This is a genomic window from Mesorhizobium sp. M0208, from assembly GCF_040322015.1.
Taxonomy (GTDB): Bacteria; Pseudomonadota; Alphaproteobacteria; order Rhizobiales; family Rhizobiaceae; genus Mesorhizobium.
Genome location: NZ_JAMYSP010000017.1, coordinates 52,108 through 68,234, shown reverse-complemented (window position 1 = coordinate 68,234; position 16,127 = coordinate 52,108). Strand labels below are relative to the sequence as shown.

The 16,127-nt window shown below is 61.4% G+C and carries 12 protein-coding genes; 5 read left to right on the top strand and 7 right to left on the bottom strand.

Going from position 1 to position 16,127, the window contains the following annotated elements:
* Window positions 1–43: 43 nt before the first annotated feature.
* The gene (locus NKJ17_RS18435; RefSeq protein WP_352507202.1) at window positions 44–1,162 is read left to right on the top strand and encodes a glycosyltransferase family 4 protein; all 1,119 of its coding nucleotides are present in this window, start codon (window positions 44–46) and stop codon (window positions 1,160–1,162) included.
* Here NKJ17_RS18435 and asnB read toward each other — a convergent pair.
* Window positions 1,136–3,061: an asparagine synthase (glutamine-hydrolyzing) gene (gene asnB / locus NKJ17_RS18430; protein ID WP_352507201.1), complete on the bottom strand. Its 1,926-nt coding sequence runs from the start codon at window positions 3,059–3,061 to the stop codon at window positions 1,136–1,138. The two genes, NKJ17_RS18435 and asnB, sit on opposite strands and share 27 nt — an antisense overlap.
* A gap of 166 nt (window positions 3,062–3,227) precedes the next feature.
* Complete coding sequence (locus NKJ17_RS18425; RefSeq protein ID WP_352507200.1) at window positions 3,228–4,469, bottom strand: glycoside hydrolase family 5 protein; 1,242 nt, start codon at window positions 4,467–4,469, stop codon at window positions 3,228–3,230.
* Between the two features lie 116 nt (window positions 4,470–4,585).
* Between NKJ17_RS18425 and NKJ17_RS18420 the strand changes: the two genes are divergently transcribed.
* The 3 genes from NKJ17_RS18420 (at window position 4,586) to NKJ17_RS18410 (ending at window position 8,913) form a co-directional block, all read left to right on the top strand.
* Entirely contained in the window at window positions 4,586–6,514 is a 1,929-nt protein-coding gene (locus tag NKJ17_RS18420; protein WP_352507199.1) for a heparinase II/III family protein, read from the top strand.
* Between the two features lie 237 nt (window positions 6,515–6,751).
* Entirely contained in the window at window positions 6,752–7,747 is a 996-nt protein-coding gene (locus NKJ17_RS18415; RefSeq protein WP_352689623.1) for a sterol desaturase family protein, read from the top strand.
* Window positions 7,744–8,913: a GNAT family N-acetyltransferase gene (locus tag NKJ17_RS18410; RefSeq protein ID WP_352507196.1), complete on the top strand. Its 1,170-nt coding sequence runs from the start codon at window positions 7,744–7,746 to the stop codon at window positions 8,911–8,913. The genes NKJ17_RS18415 and NKJ17_RS18410 overlap by 4 nt, the downstream gene beginning before the upstream one ends.
* A gap of 221 nt (window positions 8,914–9,134) precedes the next feature.
* On the opposite strand, the gene NKJ17_RS18405 is transcribed toward NKJ17_RS18410, so the two are convergent.
* The 5 genes from NKJ17_RS18405 to NKJ17_RS18385 form a co-directional block, all read right to left on the bottom strand.
* Window positions 9,135–9,446 carry a UBP-type zinc finger domain-containing protein gene (locus NKJ17_RS18405; RefSeq protein ID WP_352507195.1) on the bottom strand — a complete coding sequence of 104 codons (312 nt, stop codon included), beginning with the start codon at window positions 9,444–9,446 and terminating at the stop codon, window positions 9,135–9,137.
* Window positions 9,443–11,134 (bottom strand): FAD-dependent oxidoreductase, encoded by a 1,692-nt coding sequence (locus NKJ17_RS18400; protein WP_352689622.1) that lies wholly within the window; start codon window positions 11,132–11,134, stop codon window positions 9,443–9,445. The genes NKJ17_RS18405 and NKJ17_RS18400 overlap by 4 nt, the downstream gene beginning before the upstream one ends.
* Window positions 11,135–11,494: 360 nt before the next feature.
* Window positions 11,495–12,421 carry an NADP-dependent oxidoreductase gene (locus tag NKJ17_RS18395; protein WP_352507193.1) on the bottom strand — a complete coding sequence of 309 codons (927 nt, stop codon included), beginning with the start codon at window positions 12,419–12,421 and terminating at the stop codon, window positions 11,495–11,497.
* A gap of 113 nt (window positions 12,422–12,534) precedes the next feature.
* Entirely contained in the window at window positions 12,535–12,972 is a 438-nt protein-coding gene (locus NKJ17_RS18390; protein WP_352472517.1) for a CBS domain-containing protein, read from the bottom strand.
* Window positions 12,973–13,467: 495 nt separating this feature from the next.
* Entirely contained in the window at window positions 13,468–14,265 is a 798-nt protein-coding gene (locus NKJ17_RS18385; RefSeq protein WP_352507249.1) for an AraC family transcriptional regulator, read from the bottom strand.
* A 277-nt stretch (window positions 14,266–14,542) separates the two neighbouring features.
* Here NKJ17_RS18385 and NKJ17_RS18380 point away from each other — a divergent pair, with 277 nt between their 5' ends.
* On the top strand, window positions 14,543–16,009 hold the full coding sequence (locus tag NKJ17_RS18380) for an alpha-glucosidase/alpha-galactosidase (RefSeq protein ID WP_352507192.1): 1,467 nt from the start codon (window positions 14,543–14,545) through the stop codon (window positions 16,007–16,009).
* The last annotated feature ends 118 nt before the right edge of the window (window positions 16,010–16,127 follow it).

Below are 16,127 nucleotides of genomic sequence, written 5' to 3'. Positions count from 1 at the left end.
TTTGCTTTGCAGTTACCCAGTCTGTGTTATTTAGGGTACCATCATGTTGCAGCGCCTCATATCCGATCGAAAAATACATGTCCTGGTCGCGACGCCGTCGGGCGTTTCGGGGCAGGGCGGCATCGACCGCATCATGGGGGCGCTGAAGCAGGAGTTCGAACGGCAAGAAATCGCCGACATCGATGTGTGCTTCCTTGCCAGCCGTGGCCCGGGGCATGTCGGACTTTCGATCTTCTATATGCTCGGCTTTTGCTTACGGATGCTTAAAGCGCGTGTGGCTGGACGTGCCGATGTCATTCACATCAATATCTCAGTTTCCGGCAGCACCTACCGAAAGATGGTGATCGCCGCCTGGGCACGGCTGCTGTCGATACCCTATGTCCTGCATTTGCACGGGGCGCAGTATCAGACATTCTGGAAAGCCGACCGCGGTTTCATAAGCCGCCGTATCAAAGCTTTGTTCGAGCATGCCGATCGGGTGATCGTTTTGGGTCGGCTTTGGCGCGATTTCGTCGCCAGCCGGGCGCCGGGCGCAGCCGGTAATATCGTGATCGTGCCCAATGCGACCGAAGTCCCGCCGCTGGCGCATGTCGGCGGCGGCGACCATGTGCATATCCTGTTCCTGGGCCGCATCGGCGACCGCAAGGGCGTACCGCAATTGCTGGAGGCACTGCACCGCATGAGCCCTGTCAAGAATTGGCGCGCCACGATTGCCGGCGATGGCGAAGTCGAGGCGGCACGGACAAAGTCAGCCGCGCTGCGGATTGCAGACCGGATCGCCTTTCCAGGTTGGGTGGGACCTGACGATGTCGCATCGCTGATTTCTTCGGCCGATATTCTGGTTCTTCCCTCCTTCGCCGAAAATCTGCCGATGTCGGTGATCGAAGGCATGGCAGCCGGTTTGGCGGTGGTGGCGACCCCGGTTGGCGCGGTCGAAGACATAATCACCGACGGGCAATCCGGGCTGCTGGTGCCGCCAGGCGATGTTACAGCGTTGACCGACGCGTTGAGCTGCCTCGTGGAGGACCCGGCACTGAGGGCAAGGCTTGGTGCCGGTGCCATGGCCGTGCATCGGGAACGGCTTGAGCTCGCCCCGTTTGTCGGCGCAATCTGCGACGTCTGGCGGTCGGCCGCGTCAAGCCGTCAACCGGTCAAGGGCTGAGGCCGACGATCGCGGCGGTGCTTCGAGCCTGAATTCGCGGTGGAATATCTCCAAATTCAACAGCGCCCATATCAGCTTTTCGTGGTCGGCGGCACGCGTGGTGTGTTCGGAGACGATTTGATCAAGCTGTTTCGGACTCAGATAGCTGCGAATGACGGAGTGAGGCGAGCAAAGATGGTCATGCACGTAGTTCCTCATCGATCCGCGAAACCATTCGGCGACCGGTACCTTGAACCCGACCTTGCGGCGGCTGAGAATTTCCTCCGGGAGGATATTGGCCATGCTGTCGCGCAGGATCTGCTTGCTATGCAACCAACCCAGCCTGTAGCGATCGGGCAATTTGCTGACGAATGAAACCAGGTCGCGATCGAGGAACGGCATTCTTCCTTCGATTGAACCGGCCATCATCATGTGGTCGCCTCGTTCCAGGAGATTGTCAGGCAGCCACGACGTCTGATCAAAAAACAGCACGCGGCGAAGATGGGAGGCCGCAGCGCTTGACGAGAACGGAAACTCATTGTGCTCATAACGGCGACTTGCGGATGCACCGATCAGGCAAGCGCGCTGCTGCGCGGAAACGGCTCCAAACCAGGAGACCATCCGGGCGGCAAAGTCCCTTTCGCCCGCGGTGCGGGCAAACGTATCGACCTTGGCCGACGCGCCCGGCATCGCGCGTACCACAGGGGAAAGGACGTTATCGTGCAGCGAGGCTGGGACAAGCGACTGGTAGATCCCGGCCAGTGATTCCGCGCGATGCTTGGGATAGCCGCCGAGAATCTCGTCGGCTCCTTCGCCGGTGAGCACCATCTTGACGTCTTGCGAGGCTCGCTCCGACATCAGGTAAATTGGAATATCGCTGCTTTGCGAAACAGGTGCCCCGCGTTGGCGAACCATCGCCGGCAGGTGATCCATCAGATCGCCTGGCTGGATTACAAGTTCGCAATGATCGGTCTTGAAATGATCGGCAACGCGCCGGGCGAATGCAAATTCGCTATAGGCTGCGTCGTCGAACCCGACAGAAAATGTGCGAATGGGCGTGGCGCTGTGCCTGGCCATCAGCGCGACGATAGCCGAGGAGTCGAGCCCTCCGGAGAGAAAGGCCCCAAAAGGTGCATCGCTGCGCATCCTGATCTCGACGGAATGGTCGAGCAGTTCCAGAAATCGCCGCTTGGCGGTTTTTCCGTCGATCCGCTCGGTCAGGGCCGCCTGGTCCGGAGGCGTATAGTAGCGCGTTTCCTTGACTACCCCTTGCGACCAGACAGCATAGCTTCCGGGATTGAGCTTGCGGATCTGTTTGAAAAGCGTGCGCGGTCCGGGCACATAACGCCAGTTCAGATACTCGTGCACGGCATCCAGATCCAGTTCCTGAGCATCTTGCTGCGATGACAGCAATGCGTTGATCTCCGAGGCAAACAGCAGCAATTTTTCGCTTTGCATGAGGTAAAGCGGCTTTTCCCCGAAGGGATCCCGGGCGAGGATCAATTCCTGCCTCTGAGCATCCCAGAGTGCAAAGGCGAACATGCCGCTCAGCCGGTCGAACATTGACAAGCGCCACTGATCGTAGGCTCGGAGCAGCACCTCGGTATCGGAGCGCGTTCGAAATTGATGGCCAAGGCCGATCAGTTCCTGGCGCAACTCGATGTAGTTATATATCTCTCCGTTGAAAATTATTTTGAGACGGCCGTCCTCAATCTGCATCGGCTGATTTGACTCAGGCGCCAAGTCAATGATCGCCAGGCGGCGATGGACCAATGCCAATTGTTGCTCGCCGGTATTCAGGTCCAATATCTCGGTGCCTTCGGCATCGGGACCGCGATGCCGCAATGCGTTTGACATTCTGGCGGCCCGCTCTTGTGGATTTTTAGCCCTTCGACCGATCCATCCGGCAATTCCACACATTGTTCCCCCTAGGCGCGCGCATTCCTCACTTCAGTACAACAAATGTGTTAAACACTTCGTGCCGACACAACCCGACCGGGAGAAAGCTGCCACGGGCCATCCTCGATGGAGCCTGGCGGTCAGGGGTTGCCACCGGTTGTTCGCTGGTGAGGGCGAGTGACGGCACCTATGGCAGGCCCAATGCCTGCAGCATCTCCGGGTCGGGTACCGGGGGGCCATCGGGCAGGATGAGGCTCATCCCATAGGGATTGGAGAACTCCCAGACAGACCATGGGATCGCAAAGCGTTCGGCCTCTCCGCGCACTGCCTTAAGATAGCGCGAACAGTCGGCCTCAAAGGCGCCCATGCGGCCGTCCGCGGACATGAGGATAGCGCCGAATTCGCCCATGAAGAGCCGCCGACTGGGGATGCCATGGCCTTCAGCCCAGTCGACAGCCTGGCGAAAGCTCGCCTCCAGTTGGCTCTGGCCCCAGTTCTGCTCGAAATACCTCGCGATTGCTTGGCGCGCGGTGGCCATGTTCATGACCTGCTCGACCCTGCTCAAGCCGGCAGCCTCCATCCGCGCTCTAAGGGTTTCGGTCACCACTTCGGGTGTACTGCTGTCGGCCGGCCAGGGAAGTCCCGAAGCAAAGCTGATTGTGTCATCGGGCCGCTGGTGGGTGAAGCTGTGCGGCTCATACATATGGAAGCTGTAATAGAGGTTTGGGTCATCAAAGCCGGGGCTGAGGTTGACCAATCCGGCAATGCTGCCGCCGCAGGCGCCGGTTGCAACGATGGTAAGTTCACTGCTGACCGCTCGAATGTCGTGGACGGTCCCTGCCATGATCCGCTGCCAGTCATCGCTGCCGCTCGCATCGCAAGGGTAGTATGCGGGCTCGTTGTAAGGTTCGAGGGCGACTTTGTCGGTGCCTATCTTGACCAGCATGGCGGCGACCGCCACAACCATTTGACGATAGCGGGCAACGCCCTCGCTGTCGGCGCCGCCATAGATCATCTCCATGCTGTAGTCGGGAACCTGAGTGACGCCATGCAGGTCGAAAACCACCTTGAGGCCGGTCGACGTGATCCGCTCGACGGCGGCGGCAAGTATGTCCAGCGCCTGTTGCCGCTTGGCGCCCTCGCTGGCAAGCAGCGGGCCGGGATCGACGCTCAGCCGGACGAAGTCGAAGCCCATCGATCGGATGTGGGCGAACACCTCCCCGGACGGCCAGTCGGTGAGCGGCCTGCTTTCCGCAAGCCACTCCTTTTCGCGGCGATAGGGCGGCCAAACGTAGGTTCCGTCTTTTTCCACCGGCGACCAGTTGAGCCACTGATGCACGCCAACGCCGCGCTTGAGAGCGATGGGCGCTGCGTCGGCAGCCACAAGCAAGGCGAGCACCCAGGCAACAACACACGCCGCTTTTCGCATCGCTCTCTCCGTATGGTCGCCGGAGATATTAACCGCAACGAACGGGAAAGAAGATTGCCGGCGCGCAGCTTTTCGACGGCATGGTATACAACGACCGAAACGTTGACGGGGCGTGCATGAGAATCGGCTGGTACATCAACCGATTGCGCAGCATGGGACCGGCCGAGGTGCTGCACCGGCTGGGCGAGCAACGTCGAAGGATCGCGTCGCGCCGCCGCGATGATGGGTGGGAGCGCTATCCATCGCCGCGGTTGCACCCAGTGCTGCCCGGATTTCGCCATGCTGCGCTGGCAGCGACCGACGCCCAACGGCAAGCCATAGCGGCGGCCGCGCAAGAGATGCTTCAGGGCCGGTTTTCTGCACTCGGGCGGACATGGCCAAAGCGTGAGCCCGAACTGTTGTTTCCTGCCGAGCTTTGGCGTCTTGATCCAGTGACCGGCAGGCTTTGGCCTGGCCCCGAGGCTCATACTTTCGACATCGATTTTCGCCACGGCGGCGACCTTGGCGATATAAAATATGTCTGGGAGATCAACCGGCTGCAGCAATTGCCGCCACTGGCTGCACACCTGCTCCTCGGCGAGGACGATCGATCCCGGAGTGCCATCGAGGCGGCAATCGGTAGTTGGCACTCCGCCAATCCACCGTTCCGAGGCATCGGCTGGGCGTCCGGCATCGAAGTAGCGCTGCGGGCCATCAGTCTGATCGTCACCCTGGACCTCGTCGGCGACCAGCTTGACCCAGCGACGCTGCGGAAAGCTGGTGAGATACTAGCGGCAAGCGCCTATTGGCTGCCGCGGTTTCCGTCGCGATATTCCTCCGCCAACAACCATCTGGTCGCAGAGTTGGCCGGCGAATATCTGGTCGGCCTGGCGCTCGGGGCCGGATCCGAAATCGCCCGCGGCGCCCTCCTGAATGAGACGCACAAGCAGATACTTGCCGATGGCGCAGGTGCCGAGCAAACACCGACCTATGCAGCCTTCAGCGCCGAACTCATCTTGCTCTGCGCCGCCGCGGCACGCCAGGCGGGAACGCCGTTTCCCTCGGCTGTCGAAGCGCGTCTGGGCGCCTTCGCTAATTTCGTCGGCTGGCTGCCACAGAAAGCCGCCCGCTTCGGCGACGACGATGAGGGCCACGTGCTGAAGCTGGGGGATGAGCCGAACTATATCCGATCCGTCGCGTCCGCCATCCAAGGCTTACTGGGGACGCCGGGCAACGCGCCGGAGCCCGACGACTTTCGTTCGCTTTTCTTTGGTGCGCCGTCGGGTCCGGCGCCCGCGGTGCAGGGCTTGCAGACATTCCCGCAAGGCGGGCTCTCAGTCTGGCGCGGAGCAATGAATGGCCGCAATGTCGAACTGACGTTCGACCATGGACCGCTCGGATATCTCTCGATAGCGGCGCACGGCCATGCCGACGCGCTGTCGCTCACCCTGTGCATCGACGGTGAGCCGGTGCTGGTCGATCCAGGCACCTGGCTCTACGGCTCGGGAGGCGCATGGCGCGACTGGCTCCGCTCCACACCGGCGCACAACACGCTGAACATCGAGGGCAAGAGCCAAAGTACCATCGCTGGAAATTTCAACTGGTCGCACAAGGCAGTCGCAGCGCTGGTGGAGAGCGAGCCGGGACCGCACTGGAGGCTGAGCGCCCGGCATGATGGCTATAGAAGCCGCTTCGGCGTCGTGCATCAGCGCACTTTGGCGCGCCAGGCCGATGGCATCCTCATCACCGACCAACTGCTCGGCGGCGGGCGTCAGTCCGAGATCGTCTTCCAACTGGCCGCCGGCCTCCATGCCGACCGGCACGAAGATACGGTCACGGTATTGCGCGGCGACGAGGCGCTGTTGGCCATCCGCTTTCCTGACGCTGCGCTCGACGTCGGCGCTGGCGGTGACATGCCTGGGCAGGGCGGTTGGGTTTCACTGCGCTTTGGCACCAGGCAGCAAGCCGAACGCCTCGCCTGGCACGGTGAAGTGGGTGAAGCCGGAATCCATATCCATCTTGCCCCAATTCACCCGCCACAACGGCAAAAAAAAGCGCCAACGTAGAGTTGCCGGGCGAGTTCCAGCCGTATTCGACATTAATTACGTTTGGACATTTAGCGGTTTCGTTACCGTTGATCTGCTAGTCTCGCACCATCCAGCCTGCTTTGCCCGCTGCGTCCGCAACAGCCACTGGTTGCAGGCGGCGTAGCGGGTTTGCCGGGAATTTTGTGCTTTGCTATTCGCCAGATCGCCTTCGTACGACCCCAGACTGCCTTCTTACGACCAGGAGCCGCTGCAACGATGTTTTCCGAATTTGCCAGAGCGATTGTGGAAAAGCTTTCGAACGTCAATCTGACCACGCTCGGCCTGCTTCTCCTCACCGCACTGGGCAGCGCGGTGATCGCCTACTGGCGAACTGCCGAACATAAGTCCCTCAGGGATTTTTTCGACTTCGCCTTCCCCCAGGAAGTCATCCTGCACCCGTCGGCGCGAGCTGACGCCCTGTTCTGGATCACGAAACGGGCGATGATGCCTTTCCTGCTTATTCCCGCCGGCGTCACCTTCGTCGTCGCGGTGGGCTATGGCACACGCGAGGCAATTGGCTGGCTCCTTAACATCCACGCGCCGCTTCTCGGCGGCCCGGCGGGACCAGTGACGATCGTCATCTTCACCGCAACCATGCTGGTCGCCTATGATATCTCATACTACCTCTACCACGTCGCCCAGCACCGTTTCCCGTTCCTGTGGGAATTGCACAAGGTACATCATTCGGCCGAAGTGATGGTGGGGATCACCAAGGACCGGGTTCATCCGCTGGACGATCTGATGAACCGCATGTGGGATGGCGTCATTCCGGGCATCTGCTTCGGTATCTGGAGCCTGATCGCACTCGATCCGGCAGAGGTCGCTATCTTCGGCATCAACGTCTACGTCATCCGTAACATCCTGATGATGGACTTTGTTCGTCATACGCATCTCAAGATCTCGTTCGGCCCGTTGAACAACATCATCCTGTGTCCGCACTGGCACCAGGTGCATCACAGCATCGACCCTCGTCATTATGACAAGAATTTCGGCCTGCTTTTTTCGTTCTGGGATCGTCTGTTCGGAACGCAATTTGTCCCGGAACCGGATGAAGACCTGAAATTTGGCCTGATCGATCGCGATGTGCGCGATTATCAGTCGCTCTTTGGGCTCTACATCCTGCCGCTCAAGAAGATGGCAAGGCATGTCATGCGACTGTTTCACAGGCGGCCCAATGTAGTCGCGCAGCCACAGGACAGTTCTCCTTCATGAACACTGTTGTTTCCATCGACGTCCTAGGCGCGGAGCGCCTGGAAATCGTCCGTTCGGCGGATCGTCTGGCTGCGGTCGAAGCCGCTTGGATGGACCTTTGGCATCGTACCGACGGGCTGATCTTTCAAAGCCATGCCTGGATTTCGGCATGGTGGAGTACCGTACAACGCCGTGACCAGCGCGCGTTGCGGATCGGCCTGGTCTGGAAGGGCGAGAAACTCGTTGCTGTCGTTCCGCTGGCGATCGGCAGGCGCAGGGGGCTGCGGTTTCTCGAATGGGCGGCCGGCAGCTATACCGACTATGGGGATATTCTCGTTGCTCCGGAATGCTCGTTATCGGCGCTGCAGGAGCTATGGACGCAACTCTGCGATGCAGGTGGCTTCGATCTTGCCTTGATCAGTCGTCTCTCGCCGGATGCGGCGGCCCGCAAAATTTTCACGCCGGGAGCTTTCGGCGGCATCAGGCTTCGTCACTTTCACCGAACGGAAGTCAGCTATCGCGTTGCCGGACAATGGGAAAGCGGAGCGGCATGGTTCGCGGACCAGTCGAAAAAGACGCGCCAGAACTATCGGCGCGGCATCAAAGCGCTGGAAGAAACCGGAGAGGTGAGATTTCGCCTGCTTGCCCCCGACGAGCCGCTGCAACCGGTACTGGAGCGCCTCGCGGCCTTGAAGCGGAAATGGCTGACCGAGCGCATGCGTGAATCAGATCTGTTCGAAGAGGGCGTGCCGGTACTCGCCGCGCTCGTCGATGCGTTGGCGCGCGCCGGCGTGCTGCATATCTTCGTCCTCGAATGCAATGGCGTGATGGTCGCGGTGTCGATCAATTTCGTCCAGCACGACGTGATGATGGCCTTCGTGACGACGTTCGATCCGGATTTCGGCCGGGCGTCGCCGGGTGTGATCCTGTTGATGGATTACGTGCAGTGGTCGATCGATCACGGTTTGAGCATGGTCGATTTCCTCTGTGGCGCAGAGTCGTTCAAACACAAATTCTCAACGCAGGCGGTTACGCTGGAATCCGTCATCGGGACGCGCACGGCACAGGGCGCGCTTGCATTTCTTGCCGATCGTGTCCTCCAGACGGTCAGGCATATGCGCGAGCGGTCATCGGCACCACCAGAGGGACGCGATGCGCCCGCTCAAGCCGAAGCAGCCTTGGACTAAAGCGCGTCGCGTTCGATCGGCCTCATGCAACGCGCTTTAGATTCTCGTTGTATGCATGTCGTTATCGCAAAACCGCTGCACACTTTTGCGCGACATGCTTTAGAAGGGTTCATCGTTTCACGGAATCGCCGAACAGCTCCATCTTTTGTTTTGACGCAATTCCGGACGAAAACCGTTCACACTTTTTCTGGAATTGCTGTAGCGGCCCGCTCGCAAAAAGCTCAAATGAAGCGCGGTATCGGACCGTTTTGCGGCGTGGTGCGGTCGCCGAGGTCGAGGAAGATTTCGTCGATGTAGCACCATCCCCAACCTTCCGGCGGATCGTAGCCTTCGATGACAGGATGGCCGGTTGCCCGAAAATGCTTGGTGGCATGACGGTTGGGTGAGTCGTCGCAGCAGCCGACATGGCCGCATGTGCGGCAGAGCCGCAGATGCACCCACTGCGAACCGCTCTTCAGGCATTCCTCGCAGCCGAGCGCGCTCGGTGTCACGTCGCGAATGTTCCCGGCGTGCCTGCATTCGTCTGCCATCATACGCTCCTGACCAGTTGTTGCGCCACGGCGAGACTGCCGTTTCGCGCGAGATATGCATGCAGCGCTGCAACCACCTGGGCGCCTTCGCCGACGGCAGCGGCGACGCGCTTGATCGAGCCGGAGCGCACGTCGCCGATGGCGAACACCCCGCCGCGGTTCGTCTCCAGCGCACCACGTTCCTGGCCAATGTCAGGCCCGGTGCGAACGAAGCCCTTCGCGTCCAACGCCACGCCGCATTGCGCCAGCCAGTCGGTGTTCGGATCGGCGCCGATGAACAGGAAGAGGTGGCGGATCGGACGTGCTGTCTCGGTGTCGCGGTTGCGCCAGCGCACTTTGCCAAGATTGCCGTCGTCGCCTTCCAGTGCCGCAATCTGCGTCTCAGCCAGCACTTCGATGTTCGGCTGTGCCCTGACGCGCTCCACCAGATAGCGCGACATGCTCGCATCGAGGCTGCTGCCGCGCGCCAGCAGCCATACCTTCTTCACATGCGCCGCCAAATAGACAGCAGCCTGTCCAGCCGAATTGCCGGCGCCGACCAGGGCTACCTCTTGCCCGGCGCAAAGCCGCGCTTCGATCGGCGAAGCCCAGTAATGCACGGAGGTTCCCTCGAATTGCGCCAGGTTTGCCATGTCGAGGCGGCGATAGCGCGCTCCGCTGGCGATCACCACTGACCGTGCCCGCACGGTCTCCCCGCCGCCGACGGCGAGCGTGTAGTGGGCACCGGACGTGTCGCTTGCGCTGCCCAGCAGCTTCGCCTCGTCCGGTATCACCATCTCGACGCCGAATTTCTGCGCCTGGTTGTAAGCGCGCGCCATCAGCGCCATTCCCGAAATGCCGGTCGGAAAACCGAGGTAGTTCTCGATGCGCGAGGAGGCACCCGCCTGTCCGCCGAAGGCACGGCAATCGAGCACGATCGTCGACAACCCTTCGGAAGCCGCGTAGACGGCCGCAGCGAGGCCGGCCGGTCCGGCGCCGACAATGGCCACGTCGTACAGCTTGCCGGCGTCGATCGGCCTCACCAGGCCGATGCAGCGGGCAAGCTCGTTCTCTCCGGGGTTGAGCAGCAGCTTGCCGTTTGGACAAAGCACGATCGGCAAATGGTGGATATCGACATGGAAGCGTTCGATCAGGGTCCTGGCGCAGGGATCGGCAGCCGAATCGAGAACGCGATGCGGCTGACCGCTGCGAGCCAGAAAACCTTGCAGCCGCAATACGTCGCCGCTGTCGACCGGTCCGACAATGATCGGGCCGGCTGTGCCGCTCTCGAGCAGGCCGATACGGCGCAGGATCAGCGCCCGCATGATGCGCTCGCCGAGGTTTGCTTCCTGCACCATCAGGTCCCTCAGCCTTTGCGAGGGGATGACGAGCGCCTCGACCGGCTCGATCGCCTCCACATCCACCAGTGAGGGCCGGGCTGAAAGCTGCGCCAACTCGCCAACGAAATTGCCTGCACCGTGCGTGACGACTGTTTCGCGCCGGCCGAAGCTGCCCCCCTGGATGATATCCACCTTGCCGGACAGGACCACGATCAGACCGGGCGCCAGCTCGCCGGCTTTAACGATCTGTTCGCCTGCGGCATAGGACACGGCTTCGCCGAAACGGCCGATGCGGTCCAGGTCCGCCTCAGCCAGCGCTGGAAACATCTGATCGCGACGGGCAATGGAGATCGGATTGGCGGGTTGAGACATGGTTCGAACCTATCGCCGGTTTCCGACAGTTTGAAGCGGTTTTTTGCGGCTTGCGGCCGGTAGGAACCTAGCCCGCCTGTCGGTAAACGCTGTGCCCTTCGCTTCGCAGTTCACTGACGGCGGCCGTGCGACGGTGTCGTCGCGACGTGCCTCACAATCCGTTGCATCTCCTTGATTTGTTTGATTTGCGCATCCCGGCAAACCCGGCGCATGCTGCTTCAGCCGGCATCTACCTAAGCCGGCCAGGCCCGGCGGGCCGTCCTGTGTCAAACTCTCGGCCGCCGGGCTTCTGGACAGCAGAAAACGGCCTGTGTCCGAGCGCTCCGCAAACTGGCCTGCGGCCTGTTGTTCGGCGAGTGCTCAGGCAGCTACCTGAAGCACAATCTTGCCGCGCGTGTGCTGCTTCTCGAGCTGTTCCTCTGCCCTGGCGACTTCCTCAAGAGGATAGATTGCCTGCACGAATGGCCTGACCTTCCCGGCGTCGATGAGGCGGCTGATCTCGGCAAGCTGCGCCGCGTTAGGCTTGGTAAAATAGGAAACGCCGCGAGCCCGATGCAGGCGGGCCTTCTCCGCCGACGGTTCGGAAAGCGTTGAGACGAGCGTCCCGTCGGGCTTGAGCACGTCCCACGAGCGGTCCTGTGTTTCACCCGCTACCAAGTCGAAGACGAGGTCGACGTCCTCGACAACCTCCTCGAAGCGCTGGTTCTTGTAGTCGACCGCCTGGTCGGCGCCAAGCGCGCGGACGAAATCAAAATCCTGCGCGGACACGGTCGTCGCGACAAACGCGCCCGCGGCCTTTGCGAACTGCACCGCCAGGTGACCGACGCCGCCGGCGCCGCCATGGATAAGGACCCGCTGCCCGGATTTGAGGCCGCCGTGATCGAAAAGGCCTTGCCACGCGGTAAGGCCCGCAAGTGGCACCGCGGCGGCTTCGGCGTGGCTTAAGCGTTGCGGCTTCGCCGCCGCCTCCGTTGCCTTGACGACGACATATTCGGCGTTGCCGCCGCGGTCGTTGCCCAGCATGGCATATAGCGGATCGCCCTTCTTCAGCGTATGGGCCCGCGTGCCGCACAGTTCCACCACGCCGGACACGTCGCGGCCGAGCGTGACGGGCAGATCCGCGCCCGAAGAGCCCTTGCGAACCTTGTAGTCGACGGGATTGACGCTTGCCGCGTAGACCTTGAGCGTGACCTCGTCGTCATGGGGCTGAGGCAACGGAACCGCGTCCAGCGAAAGAACCTCCGGTCCACCAAAATCGTGGATACGGACGGCCTTCATAGTAATCATGGCTTGCTCCTCGTCGGGTTGAGTCCAATTCGCCTCTGAACTGTTTCGCCGGCAGGCCGGCGTCTATCAAGCCGGCGGTTCGGTCGTGGCAAAGGCCGGCCGGTGGCGCGCCGTCAGTGTATCGTTTGCGAATGCTCGCCGCCGGGTTGCGAGATGCCGCTCAGCGCTTCACCTGCTGTCGCGGTCTCGCTGTTGGTGGCGAGGTCGCCCAGCGAAACGATGCCGACCAGGCGCTTGTCACGGTTTAGCACTGGCAAGCGGCGCACTTTCAGGTCAGCCATGTTGCGCAGAACATCCTCCGCGTCTTCGTCTTCGAAGCAATACCTGACCTCGGTGCTCATCACTTCCCGTACCTTGGCGTCAGGTGTCTTGCCTTGGGCGACGCCGCGGATTGCGATGTCGCGATCGGTTACCATGCCGACAAGCCGATCGTTCTCGCCCACCGGCATCGCGCCGGCGTCGAGGCGACCCATCATTTCTGCCGCATCGCGCAGGGTTTGCTGCGGACTGGCGATCTCGACGTCCTTTGTCATGCAGTTGCCAACTTTCATTTTAACCTCCGTTGGTTGCAGGGCCCGCCGCCGAATTGCGTGATGGAAGGGTGAATGAGCGCCAGCGCAAAACGTTCCATGGCAAGACCCGTTTCGAGCGCTCCGCCAAATCACCCTTGCCATCCCCCACTCCGACCGCCTTCAGGCGGTCGGCCCGGGAAAGGTCGGCTCCGAAGGAATTTCGGAAGGCGTGCCAGGAGGAACTCCAAGTGGCTCCTGGTCCGGCGTCGGAATTGGATCCGGCGAGGGCGGGGGTACGCCTGGAGGTTCTCCCGGCGGAGTCTCCGGCGGGGCAGGCGGCCGGGCCGGCTCCGGATTGGGATTGTCCGGCAGTGGATTCGGGTTATTCGGATCGGGGTTGTTCATCGATCACTCCCCTGACATCTGTGGCCTGATCTCCGCCAGAGCGGAGTGCGGCCGCGGCGAGCGGGCTCTCTTGTCCTAAACCGAGGGGAAGCAAAAGCGTTCCCTCACCTGGTGCCAAGCGGGGCCAATCTATCGGGCGGTTCCCAGGCTGGCATACATTCCGTTGGTGCGGAATTGCGTCGGGTTGATGCCGTAGAGGCGGCGGAAGACCTTGGAAAAATAATTGGCATCCTCGAAGCCGCACATGATGGCGACCTCCTTGACCGGCAGGAAATCGGCCTTGGTCAGCAACTTCGCCGCGCGCTGCAGTCGCTGCTGCAGCACGAATTCGGCGGGCGGAAGTCCCTCGCTCTCGGCGAAGCAGCGCGAGAAATGCGCGCGGCTCAGGCCGCTGATCTCGGCGAGATCGGCAACGCGGAGCGGCCCGTCGAGATTGGCCCTGACGTGGTCGATGACCGGCTGCATGGCGCTCTTGTCGTCGGTGACGGCATGCGAGCCGAAGACATCGTCGTAGAGCGCCATGGCGGCTTCATAGGCGACGGCCGAGGCGGCTCCCGGCGAGACCGCGCCCGTGATCAGGCGTACGCTGCAATCCGCGAGATGATCGATCGTCGAGGGCTGCAGCCGCAGCACCGGACCGACGGCGGCAAGGATCGACTTGTGGATGCGCAGTGCCTCCTCGCCGTTCATCGATATCCAGAAGAACTCCCAGCGTTCGCCCTTGGCCAGCCAGTAACGGTGGTTGTGCGGCACGAGAACCAGCAACGTATCGCCCTTTTGCAGACGGTAGTTCCGGTTCTCGTAGCGCAATCGGCCGGTGCCGCTGATCGTATGCTGGAGCACGGTAAACGGCGTCTGGCCGCGCTTGCGCCCATCCCAGTCGTAGACCTCGTTCTCGCGCACTTCATAGCCGGTGCTTGTCGGCATGGTGTGTAGGCGCTGGCGCCCGCGCGGCAGCGATACCGTCCTGCCCGCCGGCCCGATGTCGATCAAGTTCCGCAGCACAAAATTACCCCTAAAAGCATAATCCTTCTCTGGTCGCGTGCCGAATTAGGCGCATAATCCCTCGAGAAAAGCAAAAGAAACCGCGGTCAACGAGCGGATGGGAGGAAGTGCCGGATTCCAGCCTGCATAATGTGGCAGGCGGGCCAGGCCTCTTTTCGCCGCCTTTGCCCTAGCGTTCGATCAGGTCGAGGTGAGGCTGATGAGTTTCAAGATCGCTATTATCGGTGCGGGAAGCGTCGGGTTCACCAAGAAGCTCTTCACCGACATTTTGTGCGTTCCTGAATTCAGGGATGTCGAATTCGCACTGACCGATCTCAGCGAACGCAACCTCCAGATGATCAGGTCGATCCTCGACAGGGTCGTCGAATTCAACAGGCTGCCGACCAAGGTTACGGCAACGACCGACCGCCGTGCCGCCCTCGAGGGTGCCCGCTACATTATCAGCTGCGTTCGCGTCGGCGGTCTCGAAGCCTATGCGGACGACATCCGCATTCCCTTGAAGTATGGCATCGACCAGTGCGTCGGCGACACGATCTGCGCCGGCGGCATCCTCTATGGCCAGCGCAACATTCCGGTAATCCTCGATTTCTGCAAGGATATCCTCGAAGTCGCCGAGCCTGGGGCGAAATTCCTAAACTACGCCAATCCGATGGCCATGAACACCTGGGCGGCGATCGAATATGGCAAGGTCGATACCGTCGGCCTTTGCCACGGCGTCCAGCATGGCGCCGACCAGATCGCCGAAGTGCTCGGCGCCAAGTCGCGCACCGAGCTCGACTACATCTGCTCCGGCATCAATCATCAGACCTGGTTCATCGACCTGCGTCTCAACGGCCGCAAGATCGGTAAGGACGAACTGGTTGCCGCCTTCGAGGCGCATCCGGTCTATTCGCAGCAGGAAAAGCTGCGCATCGATGTCCTGAAGCGCTTCGGCGTCTATTCGACCGAAAGCAACGGCCATCTTTCCGAATACCTGCCCTGGTATCGCAAGCGGCCGGACGAAATCACCCGCTGGATAGACATGTCCGACTGGATCCACGGCGAGACCGGCGGCTACCTTCGTTATTCGACCGAAACACGCAACTGGTTCGAAACGGAGTTCCCGCAATTTCTGGAATCCGCCGCCAGGCCGATAGACCCCGCCAAGCGCTCCAACGAGCATGCCAGCCACATTCTCGAGGCGCTGGAGACGAACCGCGTTTATCGCGGCCATTTCAACGTCAAGAACAACGGCATCGTCACCAACCTGCCGCAGGACGCCATCATCGAGTCGCCCGGCTTCGTCGATCGCTTCGGCATCAACATGGCTGCAGGCATCACGCTGCCGGAGGCCTGCGCCGCCACTTGCACTTCCTCGATCAACGTCCAGCGCATGTCGGTTCATGCGGCGATCTCAGGCGATATCGACCTGCTGAAGCTCGCCGTCCTGCACGATCCGCTGGTCGGCGCGGTTTCGACGCCGGAAGAGGTTTGGCAGATGGTGGACGAAATGGTCGTCGCCCAGGCCCGCTGGCTGCCTCAATATGCCGATGCGGTGCCGGCCGCGAAGGAGCGGCTTTCCAAATCCAGGATCAAGACCCGTGAATGGGCCGGAGCGGCACGGCGCGACGTCCGTTCGATCGAGGAACTACGTGCGGAAAAAACAGCTCTCAAGCAGGCCGTCTGAATTTCGCCAGGACGGATCGCGGCAAGCTTTCGGGAGGAATTTTCGGCACCGCACCCGGAAGTACATTCGTTCGAGGAGAAATGGAGCGGCGTCAACGCGCTCCTGAACAACAGAGAGG